This window comes from Thioclava atlantica, assembly GCF_000737065.1.
GTDB classification, from domain to species: Bacteria; Pseudomonadota; Alphaproteobacteria; order Rhodobacterales; family Rhodobacteraceae; genus Thioclava; species Thioclava atlantica.
This window is the reverse complement of record NZ_AQRC01000009.1, coordinates 85147-105165: the sequence shown is the minus strand read 5'-3', so window position 1 is coordinate 105165 and position 20019 is coordinate 85147. Positions and strand designations below refer to the sequence as shown.

At 66.9% G+C, this 20019-nt stretch carries 22 protein-coding genes and 1 riboswitch; of the genes, 8 read left to right on the top strand and 14 right to left on the bottom strand.

The window, feature by feature from the left end:
• Positions 1 to 132: 132 nt before the first annotated feature.
• The 6 genes from DW2_RS12125 to DW2_RS12100 form a co-directional block, all read right to left on the bottom strand.
• A complete protein-coding gene (locus DW2_RS12125) occupies positions 133 to 684 on the bottom strand; it encodes a glutathione peroxidase (RefSeq protein WP_238321321.1) in 552 nt (183 codons plus the stop codon).
• 94 nt (positions 685 to 778) lie between these two features.
• Complete coding sequence (locus DW2_RS12120) at positions 779 to 1345, bottom strand: hypothetical protein (RefSeq protein ID WP_051855966.1); 567 nt, start codon at positions 1343 to 1345, stop codon at positions 779 to 781.
• Between the two features lie 35 nt (positions 1346 to 1380).
• Positions 1381 to 1977: a (d)CMP kinase gene (locus DW2_RS12115; RefSeq protein WP_038146927.1), complete on the bottom strand. Its 597-nt coding sequence runs from the start codon at positions 1975 to 1977 to the stop codon at positions 1381 to 1383.
• Between the two features lie 122 nt (positions 1978 to 2099).
• Complete coding sequence (gene aroA / locus DW2_RS12110; protein ID WP_038146924.1) at positions 2100 to 3449, bottom strand: 3-phosphoshikimate 1-carboxyvinyltransferase; 1350 nt, start codon at positions 3447 to 3449, stop codon at positions 2100 to 2102.
• Between the two features lie 59 nt (positions 3450 to 3508).
• Positions 3509 to 4276, bottom strand: a complete 768-nt coding sequence (trmB, locus tag DW2_RS12105) for a tRNA (guanine(46)-N(7))-methyltransferase TrmB (protein ID WP_038146921.1) — start codon at positions 4274 to 4276, stop codon at positions 3509 to 3511.
• A gap of 32 nt (positions 4277 to 4308) precedes the next feature.
• Positions 4309 to 4755, bottom strand: a complete 447-nt coding sequence (locus DW2_RS12100) for a DMT family transporter (protein WP_038147048.1) — start codon at positions 4753 to 4755, stop codon at positions 4309 to 4311.
• A 188-nt stretch (positions 4756 to 4943) separates the two neighbouring features.
• Here DW2_RS12100 and DW2_RS12095 point away from each other — a divergent pair, with 188 nt between their 5' ends.
• Positions 4944 to 5375 (top strand): DoxX family protein, encoded by a 432-nt coding sequence (locus DW2_RS12095; RefSeq protein WP_238321320.1) that lies wholly within the window; start codon positions 4944 to 4946, stop codon positions 5373 to 5375.
• A gap of 79 nt (positions 5376 to 5454) precedes the next feature.
• On the opposite strand, the gene queF is transcribed toward DW2_RS12095, so the two are convergent.
• The 6 genes from queF to DW2_RS12065 form a co-directional block, all read right to left on the bottom strand.
• Positions 5455 to 5916: a preQ(1) synthase gene (gene queF, locus DW2_RS12090; protein WP_038146919.1), complete on the bottom strand. Its 462-nt coding sequence runs from the start codon at positions 5914 to 5916 to the stop codon at positions 5455 to 5457.
• 1 nt (position 5917) lies between these two features.
• Positions 5918 to 7084 (bottom strand): methionine adenosyltransferase, encoded by a 1167-nt coding sequence (metK, locus tag DW2_RS12085; RefSeq protein ID WP_038146917.1) that lies wholly within the window; start codon positions 7082 to 7084, stop codon positions 5918 to 5920.
• Positions 7085 to 7090: 6 nt separating this feature from the next.
• Positions 7091 to 7141, bottom strand: a riboswitch (SAM-SAH riboswitch).
• A gap of 11 nt (positions 7142 to 7152) precedes the next feature.
• Positions 7153 to 8718: an apolipoprotein N-acyltransferase gene (lnt, locus tag DW2_RS12080; protein WP_038146915.1), complete on the bottom strand. Its 1566-nt coding sequence runs from the start codon at positions 8716 to 8718 to the stop codon at positions 7153 to 7155.
• 18 nt (positions 8719 to 8736) lie between these two features.
• Positions 8737 to 9627: a hemolysin family protein gene (locus tag DW2_RS12075; protein WP_038146913.1), complete on the bottom strand. Its 891-nt coding sequence runs from the start codon at positions 9625 to 9627 to the stop codon at positions 8737 to 8739.
• 38 nt (positions 9628 to 9665) lie between these two features.
• A complete protein-coding gene (ybeY, locus tag DW2_RS12070) occupies positions 9666 to 10163 on the bottom strand; it encodes an rRNA maturation RNase YbeY (RefSeq protein ID WP_038146912.1) in 498 nt (165 codons plus the stop codon).
• On the bottom strand, positions 10153 to 10476 hold the full coding sequence (locus tag DW2_RS12065) for a DUF6476 family protein (protein ID WP_038146910.1): 324 nt from the start codon (positions 10474 to 10476) through the stop codon (positions 10153 to 10155). The genes ybeY and DW2_RS12065 overlap by 11 nt, the downstream gene beginning before the upstream one ends.
• Between DW2_RS12065 and DW2_RS12060 the strand changes: the two genes are divergently transcribed.
• The 5 genes from DW2_RS12060 (at position 10475) to DW2_RS12040 (ending at position 15894) form a co-directional block, all read left to right on the top strand.
• Positions 10475 to 11500 (top strand): RluA family pseudouridine synthase, encoded by a 1026-nt coding sequence (locus DW2_RS12060; RefSeq protein ID WP_038146908.1) that lies wholly within the window; start codon positions 10475 to 10477, stop codon positions 11498 to 11500. The two genes, DW2_RS12065 and DW2_RS12060, sit on opposite strands and share 2 nt — an antisense overlap.
• On the top strand, positions 11497 to 12936 hold the full coding sequence (gene cls / locus DW2_RS12055; protein WP_051855963.1) for a cardiolipin synthase: 1440 nt from the start codon (positions 11497 to 11499) through the stop codon (positions 12934 to 12936). Before DW2_RS12060 ends, cls begins: the two co-directional genes overlap by 4 nt.
• Positions 12937 to 13117: 181 nt before the next feature.
• The gene (gene rpoH / locus DW2_RS12050; protein ID WP_038146904.1) at positions 13118 to 14014 is read left to right on the top strand and encodes an RNA polymerase sigma factor RpoH; all 897 of its coding nucleotides are present in this window, start codon (positions 13118 to 13120) and stop codon (positions 14012 to 14014) included.
• A gap of 177 nt (positions 14015 to 14191) precedes the next feature.
• Entirely contained in the window at positions 14192 to 14821 is a 630-nt protein-coding gene (locus DW2_RS12045; protein WP_038146903.1) for a LysE family translocator, read from the top strand.
• 98 nt (positions 14822 to 14919) lie between these two features.
• Positions 14920 to 15894 (top strand): Gfo/Idh/MocA family protein, encoded by a 975-nt coding sequence (locus DW2_RS12040; protein ID WP_038146902.1) that lies wholly within the window; start codon positions 14920 to 14922, stop codon positions 15892 to 15894.
• Positions 15895 to 16116: 222 nt separating this feature from the next.
• Here DW2_RS12040 and DW2_RS12035 read toward each other — a convergent pair whose 3' ends face one another.
• Positions 16117 to 16917, bottom strand: a complete 801-nt coding sequence (locus DW2_RS12035) for an SseB family protein (RefSeq protein ID WP_038146899.1) — start codon at positions 16915 to 16917, stop codon at positions 16117 to 16119.
• Positions 16914 to 17495 (bottom strand): uracil-DNA glycosylase family protein, encoded by a 582-nt coding sequence (locus DW2_RS12030; RefSeq protein ID WP_038146896.1) that lies wholly within the window; start codon positions 17493 to 17495, stop codon positions 16914 to 16916. Before DW2_RS12030 ends, DW2_RS12035 begins: the two co-directional genes overlap by 4 nt.
• Before the next feature lie 147 nt (positions 17496 to 17642).
• Here DW2_RS12030 and DW2_RS12025 point away from each other — a divergent pair, with 147 nt between their 5' ends.
• Both DW2_RS12025 and DW2_RS12020 read left to right on the top strand, forming a co-directional pair.
• Positions 17643 to 18296, top strand: coding sequence for an ABC transporter ATP-binding protein (locus DW2_RS12025; RefSeq protein ID WP_038146894.1), 654 nt, complete (start codon positions 17643 to 17645; stop codon positions 18294 to 18296).
• The gene (locus DW2_RS12020; protein WP_038146893.1) at positions 18280 to 20019 is read left to right on the top strand and encodes a KpsE/RkpR family capsule polysaccharide export protein; all 1740 of its coding nucleotides are present in this window, start codon (positions 18280 to 18282) and stop codon (positions 20017 to 20019) included. The genes DW2_RS12025 and DW2_RS12020 overlap by 17 nt, the downstream gene beginning before the upstream one ends.

The following is a 20019-nucleotide window of genomic DNA, read 5'->3' as shown; positions in this document are numbered from 1 at the left end:
GCACGAAGGCGAGCGCCGGGCAAGACCCGACCCTCTCAGACCGCGCCGATATAGGCGCGATTTGCCTGTACAGCAAGATAAATCTGGCTTCGAGCGCGCTTTGGTCGCGCCCGCGCGCGAGGGAGCGCCTTCTCAGCCGTGCGCCGGTGCCGCCAGCGCAGCCTCGATCGCGCGTTCCATCGCATCGGAGAGCGGCTTGGTCGGAGCGCGGTAGGTCGCCGCGACATTGCCGTCGCGATCCAGCAGCACCTTGTTGAAATTCCAGCTCGGCTCGAAGCCCCGGCTCTCGCGCAGCCAGCTGTAGAACGGATGCGCCTGCGCGCCGGTCACTTTGGTGATCCGCGCCATCGGCAGATCCGCCCCGAAGGTCATCGCGCAATAGCGCTTGGCCTCCTCGGCGCTCGACAGCTCCTGCTTGAAATCGTTCGAGGGCACGGTGAGGACCACCAGCCCCTTCTCGGCATAGCGCTCGGCCAGATCCTGCAATTGGGTGAACTGGGGCGCGTAGCCGCATTTCGAGGCGGTGTTGACCACCAGGACGACCTTGCCGCGGTAATCGGCAAGGCGCACCTTCTCCCCTTCGACGAGATCGAACTGCAGATCGGCCGGGGCCGCCATCTCGGCCTGCGCCATCGTCACGCAAAGACAAAGCGACAGAATTGCGGCGGCAAGACGGGTCATCATCGCGGTCATCCCGGGGTGGCTTCGGTCTCAATACGCCGTCACGAGGCATCGGGCTCACATTTCCGTGATACCCTATCCGCAAACCGCCCCCCATTCAATCGCAGATCCGGCTCACCGAACGATATTTCGGCACCTTGGGATCGCGGATCTCGTTGGGATCCCGAGGGCTTACACCGGGCATCGGAGTGTCCGGCTCCACGCTCACGCTCTCGGGATCGAGGAGGAGATCCTGACAGATCCCGAGCGGGCTTTGCGTGATCTGGCCCAGATCGCGCAGGTCGATCAGATGCCCGCTCTTGCGCGCATATCCCGTGACCCCGAAAACGAGAGGAGGCGTGACCCGCAATCGCAGCGTGCCGGGCCCGAAGAGATCGCGGAGCCCCTGCCAGTCTTCGGGCGCCCCGAGCGCGAGCTGAAGCTCGAAGCGACCCGGCGGCACGAGCAGACGGAAGAACGCGCCGCCCCGCGCATAGCCGCCCATGACATCCTGCCCCGTCGCCACGTCCCGCAGCACGAGATAGATATCGCGCCCGGGCGCGGATTTGATCTGCAACGGCAAGGTGCGCGGCAGGCCCGTCTCGGCCCAGAGGAGCCCCTGCGGCCGGGGTTCGGCCGACACGGGCAGTGCCAGAAGAAGCAGGATCAGAAATGCTCGTAACATGGCCCAGACTAGCCCGGATCATGCCCGCCCGCCAGTCAGGCAAGCCGCGCCGCAACCGCCGCGCAGGCCGCGGCCACCGCCTCCTCGATGCTCAGATCGGAGGTGTCGATCACCAAGGCATCCTCGGCGGGCCGGAGCGGCGCATCGGCGCGGTTCATGTCGCGCGCGTCACGCTCGCGCACCTCGGCCAGAACCTGCACCTCGTCGCCTCCGACCTCGAGCCAGCGCCGATGCGCGCGCACCTCGGGCGAGGCGGTCACGAAGAGTTTCACCTCCGCCCCGGGGCAGATCACCGTGCCGATATCGCGCCCGTCGAGCACCGCGCCCCCCTCGCGCCGCGCGAACTCGCGCTGGAAATCGACCAGGGCCGCGCGCACCTCGGGAAGTGCTGCGACCTTCGAGGCCGCCTGCCCCGCCGCGAGCGTGCGCAGATCGTCGCGCTCGAGATCGGCCGGCGAGAGTGACCTTGCCGTGTCGACCGGATCGCGCCCGGTGGCCTGCGCCTTCACGCCCACCGCGCGGTAAAGCGCACCGGTATCGAGATGGGCAAAGCCGAACCGCTCGGCGACCGCGCGGCTGATCGTGCCCTTGCCCGCGGCGGCGGGTCCATCGATGGCAATGGTGAAGCGCATTCTCGCTCCTCTTTCTTCCTGGCGACCGGCGGATGCCTCCGGCGGGGGTATTTATCTCCAGGTGAAGAGGAAGCCTCTCCCGCCTTCACCTGGGTCAAATACCCCCCGCGGAGCGTCCCGTCCTAGCCGTTTTCCCTGACGATCCGGGCCCCGAGCCCCGCCATCAAATCCTCGAAGACCGGGAAGGAGGTGGCAATCGGCGATCCGTCATCGACCGAGACCGGCTCCTGCGCGGCCATGCCGAGCACCATGAAACTCATCGCGATGCGGTGGTCGAGATGGGAGGCGGCGATCGCGCCGCCCGGCACGCCCTGCGGCCCGCAGCCATGCACGATCAGCGTGTCCTCGTCTTCCTCGATCTTTACGCCATTGGCCTCGAGCCCGCGCGCCATCGCGTCGATCCGGTCGCTTTCCTTCACCCGCAGCTCATGCACGCCGGGCATCCGCGTCACGCCCGTCGCGAAGGCCGCGACGACCGAAAGGATCGGGTATTCGTCGATCTGGGCCGAGGCGCGCGCGGCGGGCACCTCGAGCCCGTGCAGCTCCGAATAGCGCACGCGCAGATCGGCCACCGGCTCGCCGCCCTCCTCTCGCTCGTTCTCGAACGTGATGTCGGCGCCCATTTCCTTGAGCGTGATGAAAAGCCCGTTGCGGGTCGGGTTCTGGCTGACGCCGGGCACCACGATCTCCGAGCCGGGCACGATCAGCGCGGCGCAGACCGGGAAGGCCGCCGAGGACGGATCGCGCGGCACCGCGACCTCCTGCGCGACCAGCTCGGGGCGGCCCTGAAGGGTGATGACATGGCCTTCGGCGGTTTCCTCGGTCGAGATCTCGGCACCGAAGCCGCGCAGCATCCGCTCTGTATGGTCGCGGGTCGGGGTCTTCTCGATCACCACGGTCTGGCCCGGCGCGTTCAGCCCTGCCAGCAACACCGCCGATTTCACCTGCGCCGAGGCCATCGGCGTCGCGTAGCGCACCGGCACCGGGTCGGCCGCGCCCAGGATGGTCATCGGCAGTTTGCCGCCCTGTCGGCCATAGGCCTGCGCGCCGAACATAGCGATCGGGTCGGTGACGCGGCCCATCGGGCGTTTGCGCAGGCTCGCATCGCCGGTGAAGGTCGCGGCGATCGGCGAGGTCGCCATCGCCCCCATGATCAGCCGCACGCCGGTGCCCGAATTGCCGCAATCGATGACTTGATCGGGTTCCGCGAAGCCGCCCACGCCCACGCCGTGCACCGACCATTCTCCGGGGCCGTGCTGCGTCACCTCGGCGCCGAAGGCCCGCATCGCCTTGGCGGTGTCGAGCACGTCCTCGCCCTCGAGCAGACCGGAGATCCTGGTCTCGCCCACCGAGAGCGCGCCGAGGATCAGCGCGCGGTGGCTGATCGACTTGTCGCCGGGAACCTCTGCGATGCCCGTAAGGGGCCCGCATTTGCGCGAGGTCATCTTGATCGGGGTGCCGTGGCCGGACATGTCGCCTCCCTCATTTCGTCGCGCCCGTGTTAGCGCGATCCGGCGGGAGGCGGAAGGGCTCAGATTCGGCGATAGGTCAGGTAATGCGGCTTGCGGCCCTCGCGCAGCGCCTTTTGCTCGTAGCGCGTGGAGAGCCAGTCCTCCCAGGGCGTGTCCCAATCGCCGGAAACCGGCTGCGGATCGTCGAAATCGAAAGCCGCGGGGACCTCGAAAAGCGGCTCGAACCCGGCCTTGGGAACCTCCTCCACCGTCTGGCGGACATAATCAGGAATGTCGGTCGCCACGCGGAACTCCGCGCCGGGCTTGAGCGCACGGTGCAGCGGTTCGAGATGCTCGTCGGTAACGAAGCGCCGACGGTGGTGCTTCGATTTCGGCCAGGGGTCGGGATAGAGCAGGAAGGCCTTCTCGATCGAGCCCTCGGGCAGCACGTCCATCAGGTCGCGCGCATCGCCCGGATGCACCGCGACATTGGTGATCCCCTCGCGGCGCAGCTTGCCCAGCAGCATCGCGACCCCGTTGATGAAGGGCTCGCAGCCGATGATCTCGACGCCCGGATAGGTCTTGGCCATATGCGCCAGATGCTCGCCGCCGCCGAACCCGACCTCGAGCCAGACCGGCTTGCCGAGGAACCGCGCCGCCATGTCGAGAGGCGCGCGCTCGGGGTTCACATCCCAGCCGACCGGACCGGGCGAGAGCCGGTCCAGATCCTCGCGCAGATAGTCCTTCTGCGCCTTGTTCAGCGTCTTGCCGTGGCGGCGTCCGTAGAAATTGCGCCAGGGCTGTTCCGGGGGCGTGCCGCTCGGGGCGGTGTCATCATGCTCACTCATGGCCGCGCCTCTAGCCGCATGCGGGGCGGAACTCAAGCCTTCTGGATCAGGAAGAGCCCCAGGCACATGAAGCCGATCCCCGCGCCGCGCATCAGCGTCAGTGGGCGTATCGCCGCGCCAAAGAGCCCGAACTGGTCGATCGCGGCGGCCGAGATCATCTGGCCGAGCAGGACGAAGAAGATCGCGTTGCCGACCCCGAAGCGCGGCGCGATGAAGGTGACCGAGAGCACGTAGAAGGCGACGAAGAGACCGGCGAGAAACAGATACCAGGGCTGGCCCGGCAGGCGCGCGATGGGCGACGGGCCGGTGGTCACCATCATCGCCGCCACCGCACCGCCGAGCGCCACGCAAAACAGCACGACCGCCGCCACCGCGGGCGATCCGATCCGTCCGCCGAGCTGGGCGTTGAGCGCGGCGAGCACCGGGATCCCGATCCCGGCGGCGAGCATGATGGCGGCATAGCGCAGGGCGTCGGGCATCGGGGCCTCCTTCGGGCTCGTTCGGCTGCGCGCGCAGGCTGGCGCGAAAGGCGGCGCGGCGCAAGCGGGATCGGCGCCCCGGGAGATCTGTTCGTTTTTGCGCATATTATCTGCCCCCATCGGCATTCTCTAAATTTTCGCACAGGGTAGAAGTCAGGGCATCGCCTTCGGGCAAGACAGATGACCAGATGAAGGACCAGCTCATGACGAAACTCTCCGACCTCGCGGCCCCGCTCGGCCGCCTCCTCCTCGCCCAGATCTTCGTGATCGCGGGCTTCCAGAAGATCACCGGCTATGCCGGCACGCAGGGTTACATGGAGGCGATGGGCGTGCCCGGCGCGCTGCTGCCGCTCGTGATCCTGACCGAGATCGGCGGCGGGCTCGCGCTGGTTCTGGGCTGGAAGACCCGGATCGTGGCCTTCCTGCTGGCGGGCTTCACCCTGCTCTCGGGCTTCCTGTTCCACTACCTGCCGGGGCTCGACGCGACCGGAATGGAGGCGCAGGGCCAGATGATCAACTTCATGAAGAACGTCTCGATCGCGGGCGGGATGCTGATGATCGTGTCGATGGGCGCAGGCGCGTTCTCGCTCGACCGGCGCGGCGCGGCGTCGCGCGGCTGATCCCCCGGCCATCGCATAATGCAAAAGGCCCCGCGAATGGGGGGCCTTTTCTTCCTGAATGTGTCGCGGTCAGCTGCGCTCAGCCGCGCCCGCGATAGGGCGGCACGCCCTGATCGGGGATCCACATATCGGCGGGTTGCGGCCCGGTCTGCCAGAACACGTCTATCGGGATGCCGCCGCGCGGATACCAATAGGCGCCGATGCGCAGCCATTCGGGCTCGAGCAGATCGCGCAGCCGCTGGCCGATCATCACCGAGCAATCCTCGTGGAAAGCCCCGTGATTACGGAAGCTGCCGAGGAAGAGCTTGAGCGACTTGCTCTCGACGAGCCAGTCCTTCGGCACGTAGTCGATCATGATATGCGCGAAATCGGGCTGTCCGGTCAGCGGGCAGAGCGAGGTGAATTCGGGCGCGGTGAAGCGCACGAGGTACCGCTCGCCCTCGCGCGGCTGCGGAACCCGCTCGAGAACCGCGTCCTCGGGCGCGTTCGGCAGGTCGGTCGCCTGGCCCAGCTGGGTCAGGCCGGTCACATCGGTGCTCATCTCACACGGCCTTCTTCAATGCGTCGATCAGGTCGGCCTTCTCCCAGGAGAAGCCGCCATCGGGTTCGGGCGCGCGCCCGAAATGCCCGTAGGCCGCGGTGCGCTCGTAGATCGGCTTGCACAGGTCGAGCGTCTCGCGGATGCCCCGGGGGGTGAGGTCCATCACCTGCCCCACGGCGCGTTCGATCGCCTCGTCATCGACCTCGCCGGTCCCGAAAGTGTCGACATAGATCGAGAGCGGCTTGGCGACCCCGATCGCATAGCTCACCTGGATGACGCATTTCTTCGCCATGCCCGCGGCGACCACGTTCTTCGCCAGGTAGCGCGCGGCATAGGCGGCCGAGCGGTCCACCTTGGTCGGGTCCTTGCCCGAGAACGCGCCGCCGCCATGCGGGGCAGCGCCTCCATAGGTGTCGACGATGATCTTGCGCCCGGTGAGGCCTGCGTCGCCATCCGGCCCGCCGATCACGAAAGTCCCGGTCGGGTTCACCCACCATTCGGTCTCGGGCGTGATCCAGCCCTCGGGCAGGGTCTCGCGGATATAGGGCTCGACGATGGCGCGGATATCGTCCGAGGTCTGGTGTTCATGCGCGTGCTGGGTCGAGAGCACGATCTGGGTGACGCCCACGGGGCGGCCGTTCTCGTAGCGCACCGAGAGCTGCGATTTCGCATCGGGGCGCAGTTCGGGCTCGGCGCCCGATTTGCGCGCCTCGGCCAGACGACGCAGGATCGCATGGGCATAATGGATCGGCGCGGGCATCAGTTCGGGCGTCTCGTCGGTCGCGTAGCCGAACATGATCCCCTGATCCCCGGCCCCGTCCTTGTCGACGCCTTGCGAGATATGGGCCGATTGCGGGTGCAGGAAATTCGCGACCTTCAGCGTCGCCCAGTGAAACTCGTCCTGCTCGTAGCCGATATCCTTGACGCAATCGCGCACGATCTTGTCGATGCCTTCGAGATATTCGGCCAGCTTGGTCTTGTCCGACAGCCCCACCTCGCCGCCGACGACGACCTGATTGGTGGTGGCGAAGGTCTCGCATGCGACGCGCGCGTTGGGCTCCTCCGCGAGGAAAGCATCGAGGACCGCATCCGAGATCCGGTCACAGACCTTGTCGGGATGCCCCTCCGAAACGGATTCGGAGGTGAAGACGTAATTCGCGCGTGCCATGAGAAGTGCTCCGTTGATTGAAATCCCCACTCCGTCAGGAAGCCGTTGGAGCGGTTCGAGATTTGTAGCTAGACCTCGCGTCTCGTGCGGTCAACGCCAATACGCGAAAAGATTGAGACAAGAGCGAGAAACGCAACGATCGCGGCAATGACGGGCAGATCCCCGATCTGCGAATAGAGCGTGGGCTCCAGCGCGGGCGGCAGCGCCACGTCGAGCTTGCCGGTCCGGTCCATCCCGAGGCTCGCCACGATCCGCCCCTTCGCGTCGATCATCGCCGAGACCCCGGTATTGGCGTCGCGCGCCAGCGGCAGCCCCTGCTCGATCGCGCGCAGCCGGGCTTGCGCGAGGTGCTGATAGGGCCCGGACAGCGTGCCGAACCAGGCGTCATTGGTGACCTGCAAGATCCAGTCGGGCCGCTGCGGGAAATCCATCAGATCCTGCGGGAAGATCGCCTCGTAGCAGATCAGCGGCGCGACATGGCCGAGCTTGCCGAGGTTCAGAAGCCGCTCGCCCGGCCCCGCCGAATAGCCATTGCCCACCTGGGCTGCGAAAGCGGTGATCCCGAATTTCGCCATCTCGTCGCCGAAGGGGATGTATTCGCCGAAGGGCACGAGATGGGACTTGTCGTAAAGCGCCTCGACCTTGGCATCGGGCGTGATCACCGCGAGCGAATTGAAATAGCGGCTGCCCTCGCCGCGCTGGATGCCCATCGCGATCGGGATGCCATTGGCCGCCTCGGCCGACACCTCCAAACCTCCCTGCGGGCGGTCGAGCAGGAACGGCACCGCCGTTTCCGGCCAGACGATCAGGTCGGGCTCGGGCTGGCCCTGCGCGGGCGGCTCATGCGAGAGATCGAGAAGCCGCTGGAAATATTTCATCCGGTATTCGGGCAGCCATTTGAGCGCCTGCGGCGCGTTGGGCTGCACCAGCCGCAAAGTGATCGGCTGGGCGCGCGGGCTGACCGGCGCGTCGAGTCGCGCGGCGCCGCCGAGCCAGAGCGCCACCAGCCCCGCGAGCGCCCCGCCCGTGACCCCGAGCGCCGGCGCGATCCGCATCCCGCGCGTCATCGCGGGGGCGGCAGCCACCAGCATCGTGATCAGGCTCAGCCCCAGCGGCCCGATATAGGCCGCCGCCTGAGCCACGGGCGTGCCGATCCAGACATGTCCGACCAGCACCCAGGGAAAGCCGGTGAAGACATAGGAGCGCAGCGCGTCCGAAGCTGCCATGCCAAGCGCGATCCCGAGCGCGCGGCTGCGCGGCCCCTGCCCCGCAAGCGCGCCGAGCCCGAAGCCCACCGCCCAGAACACGCCCATGCCCGCCGCCATCAGCACCAGCGCGAAGGGCGCCATCCAGCCATAGATCTCGGGCTCGACCATGAAGGGCTCGACGATCCAGAACATCGCCGCGAGCGCATAGCCGAAGCCCGTCGCGAAACCGGTCCAGGCCATCGAGGCCCGCCAGCGCTGAGCGGTAGCCAGCCACACCGCCGCAGCCAGCGCAGGCAACGCGATCCACCACAAACCGAAGGGCGCCTGCCCCGCAGCCACCAGAGCACCCAGCACAGCGGCCTGCGCCAGCACCTGCCAGCGCGGCCTCAGCGGGGCGCGCAAACCATCTCGGAGAATCTCGATCATGGGCCCGTCATAGAGCGCTTATTCGGCCGGCGCCACACCGGGCAGCCGCACGCGCAGCCTCTTGATCCGGCGCGGATCAGCATCGACCACCTCGTATTCGACACCGTTCTCGGCCACCACGACCTCACCGCGCGCCGGCACACGGCCCAGCTGCATGAAGACGAGCCCGCCCATCGAGTCGATCTCGTCCTCGGCCTCGGCATCGGCGAGGCGCATCCCCGTCACGGCCTCGAAATCGCATACCGGGGCGCGGGCCTGGACGATCCACTGACCGGGTTTCTCCTCGCGCCAATAGGCGTCGTCGGCCTCATCGTGTTCGTCCTCGATTTCGCCGATCACCTGTTCGATCAGGTCCTCGAGCGTCAAGAGGCCGTCCACTCCGCCATATTCGTCGATCACCAGCGCCATGTGGATGCGCTGGACCTGCATCTTCTGTAACAGGACGCCGATCGGCATCGAGGGCGGCACATAGAGAAGAGGCCGGATCAGCTTGCGCAGCGAGAACCGCCCGTTGCCCGAGCCGAACCCGTATTCCAGCGCGAGATCCTTGAGGTGCACGAGCCCCAGCGGCGTGTCGAGCGTCTCCTTGAAGACCGGCAGGCGCGAATAGCCATGCTCGCGGAATTTCTCGACCAGCTCGTCGCGGGTGATGGTGACAGGAACGGCCTCGATCTCGACTTTCGGGATCGCCACGTCACCCACGCGCATCCGGCGCAGGTTGCCAAGACCCGGCGGCGGGGCCGGCAGCGGGGCTTTGGGCTGTTCTGCCTGAATTTCGGTTTCGGGCGCACGCGCACCGAAGAACCGGCTGAGCAACCCGCGCGAGGCGGGCTCCGAAGACTGCCCGGGTTCGGAATTCTCCGAGGCTTCGGCAATGGCGGGGGAACCCCCGTCAGCGACCTGTCCCATATTTCCTTTCCAAAAACGACGCGTCCGCGATCCGATGATTACACATATGGGTTGCGGATTCCTACGCTTTCAAGAAGCCGGATTTCGATTTGTTCCATAAGTCGCGCATCTTCGTCGCGGACATGGTCGTATCCGAGCAGGTGGAGCACCGCGTGCACGAGCAGATGAAGCGCGTGATCGGCCAGGCTCTTGTCCTGCTCGCCGGCCTCGCGCGCGCAGGTTTCATAGGCGATCGCGAGGTCGCCGAGCTCGATCTCGCCGAAGATGTCGGGTTCGGGAGCGATGGGCTCGGCCCCGGCCTCCTCGGCGCCGCGCTCCTCGGCGGGCCAGCTCAGCACATTCGTCGCCTTCGGCTTGTCGCGGAACTCGGCATTGAGCTCGGCGATGCGCGCGTCGTCGCAGGCCAGCACCGAGAGCCTGCACAGCGCCGGATCGATTCCCCGATCCTCCAGCACCATCCGCGCGGCGCGTTCGGCCAGCTCTTCCAGCCCGAGCGCCTCCCAGCGGGGATCCTCGATCTCGATCTCAATTTCCATCCGCGCCCCCGATCGGCACCTGCCCGACCTGCTTGCCCGCCTTGTCGAAGACCAGCACCTCGCCCTGATTAGTCACCACGACCGTGTAGCTGCGCGCGAAGGTCACCGCCTCGGCCTGCGCGCCCGCGGGCAGCGTGATCGCAGGGGGAAGCTGCGGCAACGGAGAAGGTGCGCGCAAGCGGATGACAAGCAGCGCCACAATCGCTACAAGCCCCACGATCATCACGCCTGCCAGCACCGTCACCAAGAGCTTGAGAAAGCGCAGATCGGGTGGCAGCGTCGTTGGCAGGTCGTCATCAGGCAGGTCGGACATGGACAAGCAGATCCTCAGCGTAGAGATCGGGCCCGGGATGGGTCCCCGCCTTGATAAGGCCTTGGCGGCGGCTGTGCCAGAGGAAGCGTCGCTCTCGCGCTCGCGGCTGGCCAGACTGATCGCGGAGGGCTCGGTCAGCCGCGACGGCGCGGCGATCACCGACCAGAAGGCCAAGGTCGAGGAAGGCGAGATCTACCAGATCGCGCTCGAACCGCCCCGGCCGGTCGAGACCGTCGCCCAGGAGATCCCGCTCGAGGTGCTCTGGGAGGACGAGGACCTGATCGTGGTGAACAAGCCCGCGGGCATGGTCACCCACCCCGCCCCCGGATCGCCCGAGGGCACGCTGGTGAACGCGCTGCTGCATCATTTCGGCGGCAATCTCTCGGGCGTGGGCGGCGAGGCGCGGCCCGGCATCGTGCACCGGATCGACAAGGACACCTCGGGCCTGCTGGTGGTGGCGAAATCGGATCGCGCGCATCACGGGCTCGCCGCGCAATTCGAGGCGCATAGCGTGCATCGCCATTACCTCGCGGTCTGCCACGGCGTGCCTGACCCGGCCGATCCGCGTCTGCGCGGGCTCGACGGCGTGAGCTTCGAGCAGGGCGGCGTGCTCAAGATCGCGACCCAGCTCGCGCGCCACAAGACCGACCGCCAGAAACAGGCCGTCGTCGCGCATGGCGGACGTCACGCGGTCACCCGCGCCCGCGTCGTCGAGGCGTTCCAGGGCACCGCCGCGCTGATCGACTGCTGGCTCGAGACCGGCCGCACCCACCAGATCCGCGTCCACATGGCCTATGCGGGTCACGGGCTGATCGGCGATCCGGTCTATGGCGGTCGGCGCAAGATCTCGGAAAAGGCGATCGGCCCGGCGGCGGCCGAGGCCGCGCGCACCTTTCCGCGCCAGGCGCTCCATGCCGCGACGCTCGGCTTCGAGCATCCGGTGACCGGCGAGAACCTGTCCTTCGCCGCACCCCTGCCCGAGGATATGGAGGCGCTCGTGACCTGCCTGCGCGACGCTTCGTGACCTGGGCAGAGCTGGTCACGCTTCTCGTCCACTTCCTCGGCCAGATCGCGGCGCTGCTGCGCGTGCTCACCCGTCCCGACAAGCCGCCCGCGGTGCGTGCGAGCTGGGCGATCCTGATCCTCTCGGTCCCCTTCGTGGGGGTGCTCCTTTACGTCCTCATCGGCGAGACGCGGCTCAACCAGCGCATCGCGCGGCGGCTGAAGGCCACCGTCGCGGCCCTCCCCGCCCCCGCCGCGACCACGCCCGAGGCGATCGAGGCGGTCTCACCGGCCTATCGTCCCGCCTTCGCCCGCGCCGCCGCGGTGAACGGCTACGCGCCGGGTTATGCGGGAGCGACGCGCTTCCTGCCCGATACCGGCGAGCAGATCGACGCCCTGCTGGACGATATCGGCTCCGCGCGCGAGACGATCCACCTGACCACCTATATCTGGCTTGCCGACAGCACCGGGATCGCGGTCGCCGAAGCGCTGGCATCGGCGGCGCGCCGCGGCGTGACGGTGCGGGTTCTCGTCGACGGGCTGGGGGCGCGGCAATTCATGCGCTCGCCACATTGGCGCGAGATGCGCCGGGCGGGCGTGCGCACCGGCGTCGCCTTCTCCTTCCGCTGGCCGCTCTTCAAGCTCGCGACGATGCGCATCGACCTGCGCAATCACCGCAAGCTCCTCGTGGTGGACGGCCACATCGCCTATTGGGGCAGCCGCAACGTCGCCGACCCCGAATTCCGCATCAAGGCGAAATTCGCGCCCTGGCGCGACGTGCTGCTGCGCCTCGAAGGGCCGCTCGCGACCCAGGCCCAGCACATCTTCGCGACCGACTGGATCACCCATACGAGCGAGGACATCTCGGGCCTGCTCTCCGAGGCGCCGCCCTTCACGGGCCCCGCCGCGGGCGGTCTCGCGGTGAGTTTCGCGACCGGGCCGCTTCTCGATCCGCGCGGAGTGCCCGACGTGTTTCTCGCGGTGATCGGGGCCGCGCGCGAGAGCGTCTCCCTCACCACCCCCTATTTCGTGCCCGGCGAGGAGATCGCCTCCGCCCTGCGCGCCGCGGTCCGGCGCGGCGTGCGGGTCCGGGTGATCGTGCCGCGGCGCAACGACTCGCGCTTTGTCGCCCATGCCGCGCGCAGCTTCTATCCGTTGCTGGTCGAGGCCGGCGTCGAAATCCACGAACACGCGCCGGGCCTGCTTCACGCCAAGACGCTTCTCGCCGACGAGCGGGTCGCGATCATCGGCTCGGCCAATCTCGACCGGCGCAGCTTCGAGCTCAATTACGAGAACTCGCTGCTGATCGAGGACGCCGCCCTCGGCACGCAGATCGCGCAGCAACACGACCGCTGGATCGCGGATTCGCGCCTGCTGACGCATGAGCTCATCTCGGACTGGCCGCTGCATTGGCGGATCGTGAACAACGCGATGTCGATCCTCTCGCCGGTACTCTGATCCGCCCCGCCCGAACCTTACAAAAAATTAAGAATTTCGAGACGGAAAACTCTTAATGTTGCGTTAATATCAATATGCGACAGCCCGAGAGTGAACCGCGCGGACGACTCGCGCGTTACTTGAAAGACGAAACCGCGCTCCCCATATCGAGCGGTTGCCACAACGGAGTATTGGGAGACAGATGACGAGTTACAGCAATCTTCCGGCCCCCAGCCCGGAACAGGGGCTCAACCGGTATCTGCAGGAGATCCGGAAGTTTCCTCTTCTCGAACCGGAGCAGGAATACATGCTGGCCAAGCGGTGGGCCGATCATCAGGACACCGAGGCCGCGCATCAGCTGGTGACGTCGCATCTGCGGCTCGCGGCCAAGATCGCCATGGGCTATCGCGGCTACGGCCTGCCGCAGGCCGAGGTCATCTCGGAGGCGAATGTCGGCCTGATGCAGGCGGTCAAGCGTTTCGATCCCGAGAAGGGGTTCCGGCTTGCCACCTACGCGATGTGGTGGATCCGCGCCGCCATCCAGGAATACATCCTGCGCTCGTGGAGTCTCGTGAAGCTGGGCACCACCTCGGCGCAGAAGAAGCTCTTCTTCAACCTGCGCAAGGCGAAAGCCAAGATCGGCGCCTACGAAGAAGGCGACATGCGCCCCGAGAACGTGGCCCAGATCGCCCATGACCTGAACGTGACCGAGCAGGAAGTGATCTCGATGAACCGGCGCCTGTCGGGCTCGGATGCCTCGCTCAACGCGCAGATCGGCGCCGGCGACGAAGGCACCGCGCAATGGCAGGACTGGCTCGAGGACGAGGATGCCGACCAGGCCGAGGCCTATGCCGAAACCGAGGAGCTCGAGGCGCGCCGCGAGATGCTGATGGAATCGATGGATGTCCTGAACGAGCGCGAGAAGGATATCCTGATGCAGCGCCGCCTGCGCGACGCCCCGGTGACGCTCGAGGAGCTTTCGGGCCAGTACGGCGTGAGCCGCGAGCGGATCCGCCAGATCGAGGTCCGCGCCTTCGAGAAGCTGCAAAAGCGGATGACCGACCTTGCCCGGGAAAAGGGCATGTCGGTGCCCGCCTGACCGGATCTGTAGCCAGTGACGAGTACCCGCCGCTCCCGAAAGGGGGCGGCTTTTTCGTTTCCGGCCCTCCGAACGCGGGCGCACGGGACATATAGGCCGGGCGCCCGGTAGAAACCGTTGACCGGATCGACATTCGTGGTCAGCGTAGCGGCGTGTTCTCCCTGCAGGCCGGAAACCATGATCCCGCACAGTCTCCATCATCTGCTGCTCGTCTATCTGGCCTATCTGGTCGCAGTCGCCAGCCCCGGCCCCAGCACCCTGTCGATCATGGGCGTCGCGATGAACCGGGGGCGCATCCCCGCGATCGCGCTGGCCCTGGGCGTGGTGACCGGGATCATGGTCTGGGCGACCCTCGCCGCGACCGGGATTTCCGCGGTCCTGAGCGCCTACGCCCAAGCCATCTTCGCCATCAAGATCGCCGGCGGTGCCTACCTGCTCTTTCTCTCGTGGAAATCCCTGCGCGCGGCATGTGCCGCGGAGGCGCCGCGGGGGAAGACGATCTCGGGCGCGACGAACAGGACCTTTTACCGCCAGGGCGTGCTCATTCACCTGACCAATCCCAAAGCGGTGCTGGGTTGGATCGCGATGATGTCGCTCGGGATCGAGCCGGGCGCGCCCGCCTATACCCTGCCCGCCATCGTGATCGGCTGCGTCTGCCTCGGGCTCGTGGTCAATGTCGGCTATGCCTTCGTTTTCTCCACCGCGGCGATGGGCCGCGCCTATCGCGCCTCGCGGCGCTGGATCGAGGGCACCCTCGCCGCCGTCTTCGGCTATGCGGGCTTGCGTCTGCTGCTTTCGAGACCCTGACCCGTCCCGCAACTCCGATTGCACAGTCGCGCCGCCGCGCCATTGCGCCCCCCGCCGATCGCGCTAACATCGCGCCCGATTCACAGGAGGATGTAAGCATGGACGCAATGAACTGGGGTATCTTGGGCGCGGCGAAATTCGCGCGTGAGCACATGGGGCCGGCGATCCATGCCGCGAGGGGCGCACGGCTTGCCGCGCTTGCCACCTCGAGCGCCGAAAAGGCGCAGCCTTTCAAGGATTTCGCGCCCGATCTCAAGGTGCATGACAGCTATGACGCGCTGCTGGCCGATCCCGAGATCGAGGCGGTCTATATCCCGCTGCCCAACACGCTTCACGTCGAATGGACCAAGAAGGCGCTCGCCGCGGGCAAGCATGTGCTGTGCGAGAAGCCGATCGCGATGGAAGCCTCGGAGATCGACGGGCTGATCGCGGCGCGCGACGCCTCGGGCAAGTTCGCGACGGAAGCCTACATGATCGTGCATCACCCGCAATGGGAGCTCGCGCGGCAATGGCTCGACGAGGGGCTGATCGGCGAGCTGCGCCATGCCGATGTGGTGTTTTCCTTCAACAACCCCGATCCGACGAATATCCGCAACAAGCCCGAGACGGGTGGCGGCTCGATCCCCGATATCGGCGTCTATGCCTATTCCTCGGTCCGCTTCGCCGCGCGCGCCGAGCCGGGCGAGCTGCGTTCGGTGATCCAGCGCGAGAACGGCGTGGACACCTATACCCATGTGACCGGCGAGATGCTCGGCGCGAAGGGTGGCTTCACCTATTCGGCGATCACCTCGACCCGGCTGCATCCGCGCCAGGAAGTGACCTTCCAGGGCGACGCGGGGCTCATTCGCCTGAGTTGCCCGTTCAACGCCAATGTCTTCGATCAGGCCGAGGTCACGCTGAGCCGCACGGGCGAGCCGGACCGGGTCCAGCGCTTCCCGGGCGTGAACCAATACGTGATCCAGGTCGAGAACTACGTCCGCCATATCCGCGAGGGCGCGCCCTATCCGTGGACGCTGGAGGACGCGCGCGGCACCCAGGCGATGATCGACAAGGTGCGCGCGAGCGAGCTCTGAACACCATCAGCGACGCGCCCTGCTTTCGGGCGGGGCGCGTCGCTGATGATCTGGATGTTTGAGGCGAGCGCCCGCCTGTCACCTCAGCCCCCGATGCCAGCGCCGATGCGGCGATCCGGAAGGATCGACGTCGCCAGACGCCCCGCGCCAAGGACGAACCTCGATCGAGGCCCACGATCAGAAATACTGATCTCGATCGCCCGCGAATAAGCGCAGCTTATCTCAGCGCAGTTTCGGCGGCTTGGTCGGGTCCATGCCCGGAGCGGCGCCGGGGATGATCTCCTGGACCTCCTCTTCCTCGCGCTCGGGCACATGCAGAACCAGCCCCTGTGCGAGGAGGATCCCGGCCGCGGGTTCGTCCGCTCCGAGGAAGGTCACGTCGAGCTCGCCCGCGTCGAGGCCGGAGAAGGTCAGCGCCTCGCCCATCGCCTTGGCGATCCCGGCGCGGAACCGCTCCTCGGCGCCGATGATCGCGAGCACATGGCCGCGCCGGCCGCCCTCATAGGTCACCCCGCCCAGAACCGCCGATTGCGCGAGCCCCGCGAGCTGTTCGAACTTCGCCTCGAAAGCGGGCAGCAACAGCCCCAGCACCGCCGGCGAGAGCGCGGGCGCGGTGAACTCCACCGGACGGCCCTCTGCCGCCTGCGGCGCATGGGCCAGCGTCTCGCTCAGCCATTCGAGCGCCTCGGGCGGCAGCAGCATCGCGCTCTCGGCCACGCCCAGATTTATCCCGAGCCCGATCCCCTCGCCCACCAGATGCTGCGCGATCACGCGCCCGGGCAGCGCCGCATAGGGCTGGGGCCCGTCGGCAAACTCTCCCAGACGCTCCTCGGTGTCGAAGACCAGAACGAAATCGCCCTCCTCGGTCGAGAAGACCTGCGGGCGGATATTCTCGTCCTCGGGCTCTTCCTCGAGGAGCAGGAACAGCTCGGCATCGGCCAGACGGTCATAGACGGCGAGACGTTTCGCCTCGTTCTCGGGGTCGGTTTCCATCGCGGTATGGGCGCGGTCATAGGGGGTCATGTCAGCTCCTTCACCCGGGCGCGCAGAACCGGCAGCAATTCCGCTTCGAACCAGGGGTTTTTCTTCAGCCATCCCGTATTGCGCCAGGACGGATGAGGCAAGGGAAAGAGGCCCGGCGCATGCGCGCGCCAGCCGCGCACGGTCTCGGTGACGCTGCGGGTGCCCAGATACCAGCGCTGCGCCGCACCCCCCACGAGAAGCGTCAGATCGACCGGGCCGATCTCGGCATTGACCCGGTCGCGCCAGGTCTCGGCGCAGATCGCGGGCGGCGGAAGATCCGCGCCCTTCGCGTCATAGCCGGGAAAGCAGAAGGCCATCGGTGCGATCGCGAGGCGCGTGCGATCGTAAAAGGTCTCGCGGTCCACGCCCATCCAGTCGCGCAGGCGATCTCCCGAGCGGTCGTTGAAGGGCCGACCCGTCTCATGGACGCGGATCCCCGGCGCCTGCCCCACGACGAGGATTCGCGCGCCGCGCGCGAACCAGACGACGGGGCGCGGCTCATGGGCGGTCGCGGTGGCCCGGAAACGCGCACGACACAGCCGGCATGCCTCGATTTGCGCCTGCAGGCTCGGGCTCATGGTTCCTGACGCAACGACAATTTCCGTTTCATGCGAAAACTCTCCCGCAAATCGACATAATGCTGCCCACCTCGACAAATAACCAACTTTATTAACCAATGCAGAGCATGGTTTGGTGGGTTCCGACAGTTTCGGCAGATAGTGACGATGATCGAATTTGAAAACGTCTCCAAGTCCTTCTGGACCGGCAAGCAGCGCAAGGTGATCCTTGACCGCGCCAGCTTCCGCGTCGGGCTCGGAAATTCGCTTGGCATCCTCGCACCCAACGGCACGGGTAAGACGACGCTCATCAACATGATGGCGGGGCTCGAGAAGCCCGACGAGGGCGAGATCCGCAAGACCTGCCGGGTCTCCTTTCCGCTGGGCTTCATGGGCGGCGTCGTCTCGAAACATACCGCGCGCGAGAATGCGCGTTTCATCGCGCGGCTCTACGGGCTCGATCCCGATTACGTCGAGGCGTTCTGCCGCTGGCTCACCGGGATTGCCGAATATTTCGACATGCCGGTGGGAACTTACAGCTCGGGAATGCGCTCGCGCTTTACGTTTTCCTTGCTCCTCGCACTGGAATTCGACATCTATCTGATCGACGAGGGGATGCCGTCAACCACCGACGTTGAATTCAATCGCAAGGCAGGCTCGATCCTGCGCGACCGGCTGCGCGACAGCACGGTGGTGGTGGTCTCGCACAAACCCTCCACGATCGAGAAATTCTGCCGCCAGGCGGCGGTTCTGCGTGACGGGCAGCTCTACATGTTCGACAACCTGGAAGAAGCGAAGCGGATGTATGACTATCAGTCCTAAGGCACTCAAGTATCGCATCCGCCGCACCGGTCCCGTCCTCGCGGAGACCGAGCCCCGGACACCCGCGTCAGCCGCGGCGCCGCAACCGCGCGAGCCCGCCCCGCGCCGTGCCGTGGCCCTGCCCCGGCCGCAGCCGCAACCCGCCAAGCCCGCGCCGCAAACGGACGATCCCGCAGAGCTTTTCGAAGCGGATGAGGACGGGTTCGGCGATCAGAAATTCCCGACCGCGCAGGGCGGCACCGATGTGCTTGCCGCGGGCGAGAAGACGCCCGAGGAAGAGATCGCGGCGATCCGCGCCGAGGGGCTGACCGGGCGTCAGCTTCGCCTCGCGCGGCGGATGGCGCAGAAACAGGGGATCCGGGCGAGTTCGGATTTCGAGGCGGTGCTGATGCTGCGCCGGGCGGGCATCGACCCGTTCGACCGCTCGAACATCGTGGCGCTGGTCAAGGGCAAGGGCGATGCGACCTCGCGCGCGCTCGCGCGCACCGACGGGCCGGGCGCGGATACGCGGGTGCAGCTGCCCCAGACGGTCAAGCCGGGCCAGCCGCCCTCGACCGAGGTGATGTCCGGGGACCGCCGCGCCGCCGAGATCCTCAAGATCCAGCGCGACATCGCACGCCGCCGCCGCCGCAAGCTGACCCTGCTGGCCGCGCGGCTCGCCTTCTTCGTGTTCCTGCCGACGCTGATCGCGGGATATTACTATTTCGCGATGGCGACGCCGATGTACGCGACCCATACCGCCTTCGTGATCCAGAAGGCCGAGGGGCTGGGGCAGTCGGGGCTGAGCGGCCTGTTCTCGGGCACGCAGCTCGCCACGAACCAGGACTCGGTCACGGTGCAGTCCTACCTGCAATCGCGCGACGCGATGCAGCGGCTCGAACGCGATCAGGGCTTCAAGACGGTGTTCGAGAACCCTTCGATCGACCCGCTCCAGCGCCTGCCCGAACACGCCTCGGACGAGCAGGCCTACCGGCTCTACCAGCGGATGGTGAAGATCGGCTACGATCCGTCCGAAGGGATCGTGAAAATGGAGGTGATCGCCCCCGATCCGAAGGAATCGCAGAAATTTTCGGAGGCGCTGATCTCCTATGCCGAGGAACAGGTCGACCAGCTCACCTCGCGGCTGCGCGGCGACCAGATGAAGGGTGCGCGCGAGAGCTATCAGGATGCCGAGGCGAAGGTCTTCGCGGCCCAGGCCAAGGTGCAGAACCTGCAGGAGAAGGTCGGCATCCTCGACCCGGTGAGTGAGAACTCGCTGGTGATGGGCCAGGTCTCGAGCTTCGAGACCCAGCTTCAGCACAAGCGGCTCGAGCTTGGCCAGCTTCTCGACAACCCCAATCCGAACCAGGCGCGGGTCTCGGGCGTGCAGGGCGATATCGACCGGCTGCAGGGCATGATCGCGGGGCTGCGCGGCAAGCTGACCACGGCAAAGGGCTCGGGCGAGTCGCTCGCCGCCGTCACCGGCCAGCTCCAGATCGCGCAGGCGGAGTTGCAGACCCGGCAGATGTTGCTCTCGGCGGCCGCCCAGCAGATGGAGACAGCGCGGATCGAGGCCAACAAGCAGGTGCGTTATCTCGAGATGGGCGTGCGCCCGGTCGCGCCCGACGAGGCGACCTATCCGCGCAGTTTCGAGAACACGCTGTTGGCTTTCCTGATCTTCTCGGGCATCTATCTGATGCTGTCGCTCACCGCCTCGGTCCTGCGCGAACAGGTCTCGAGCTGA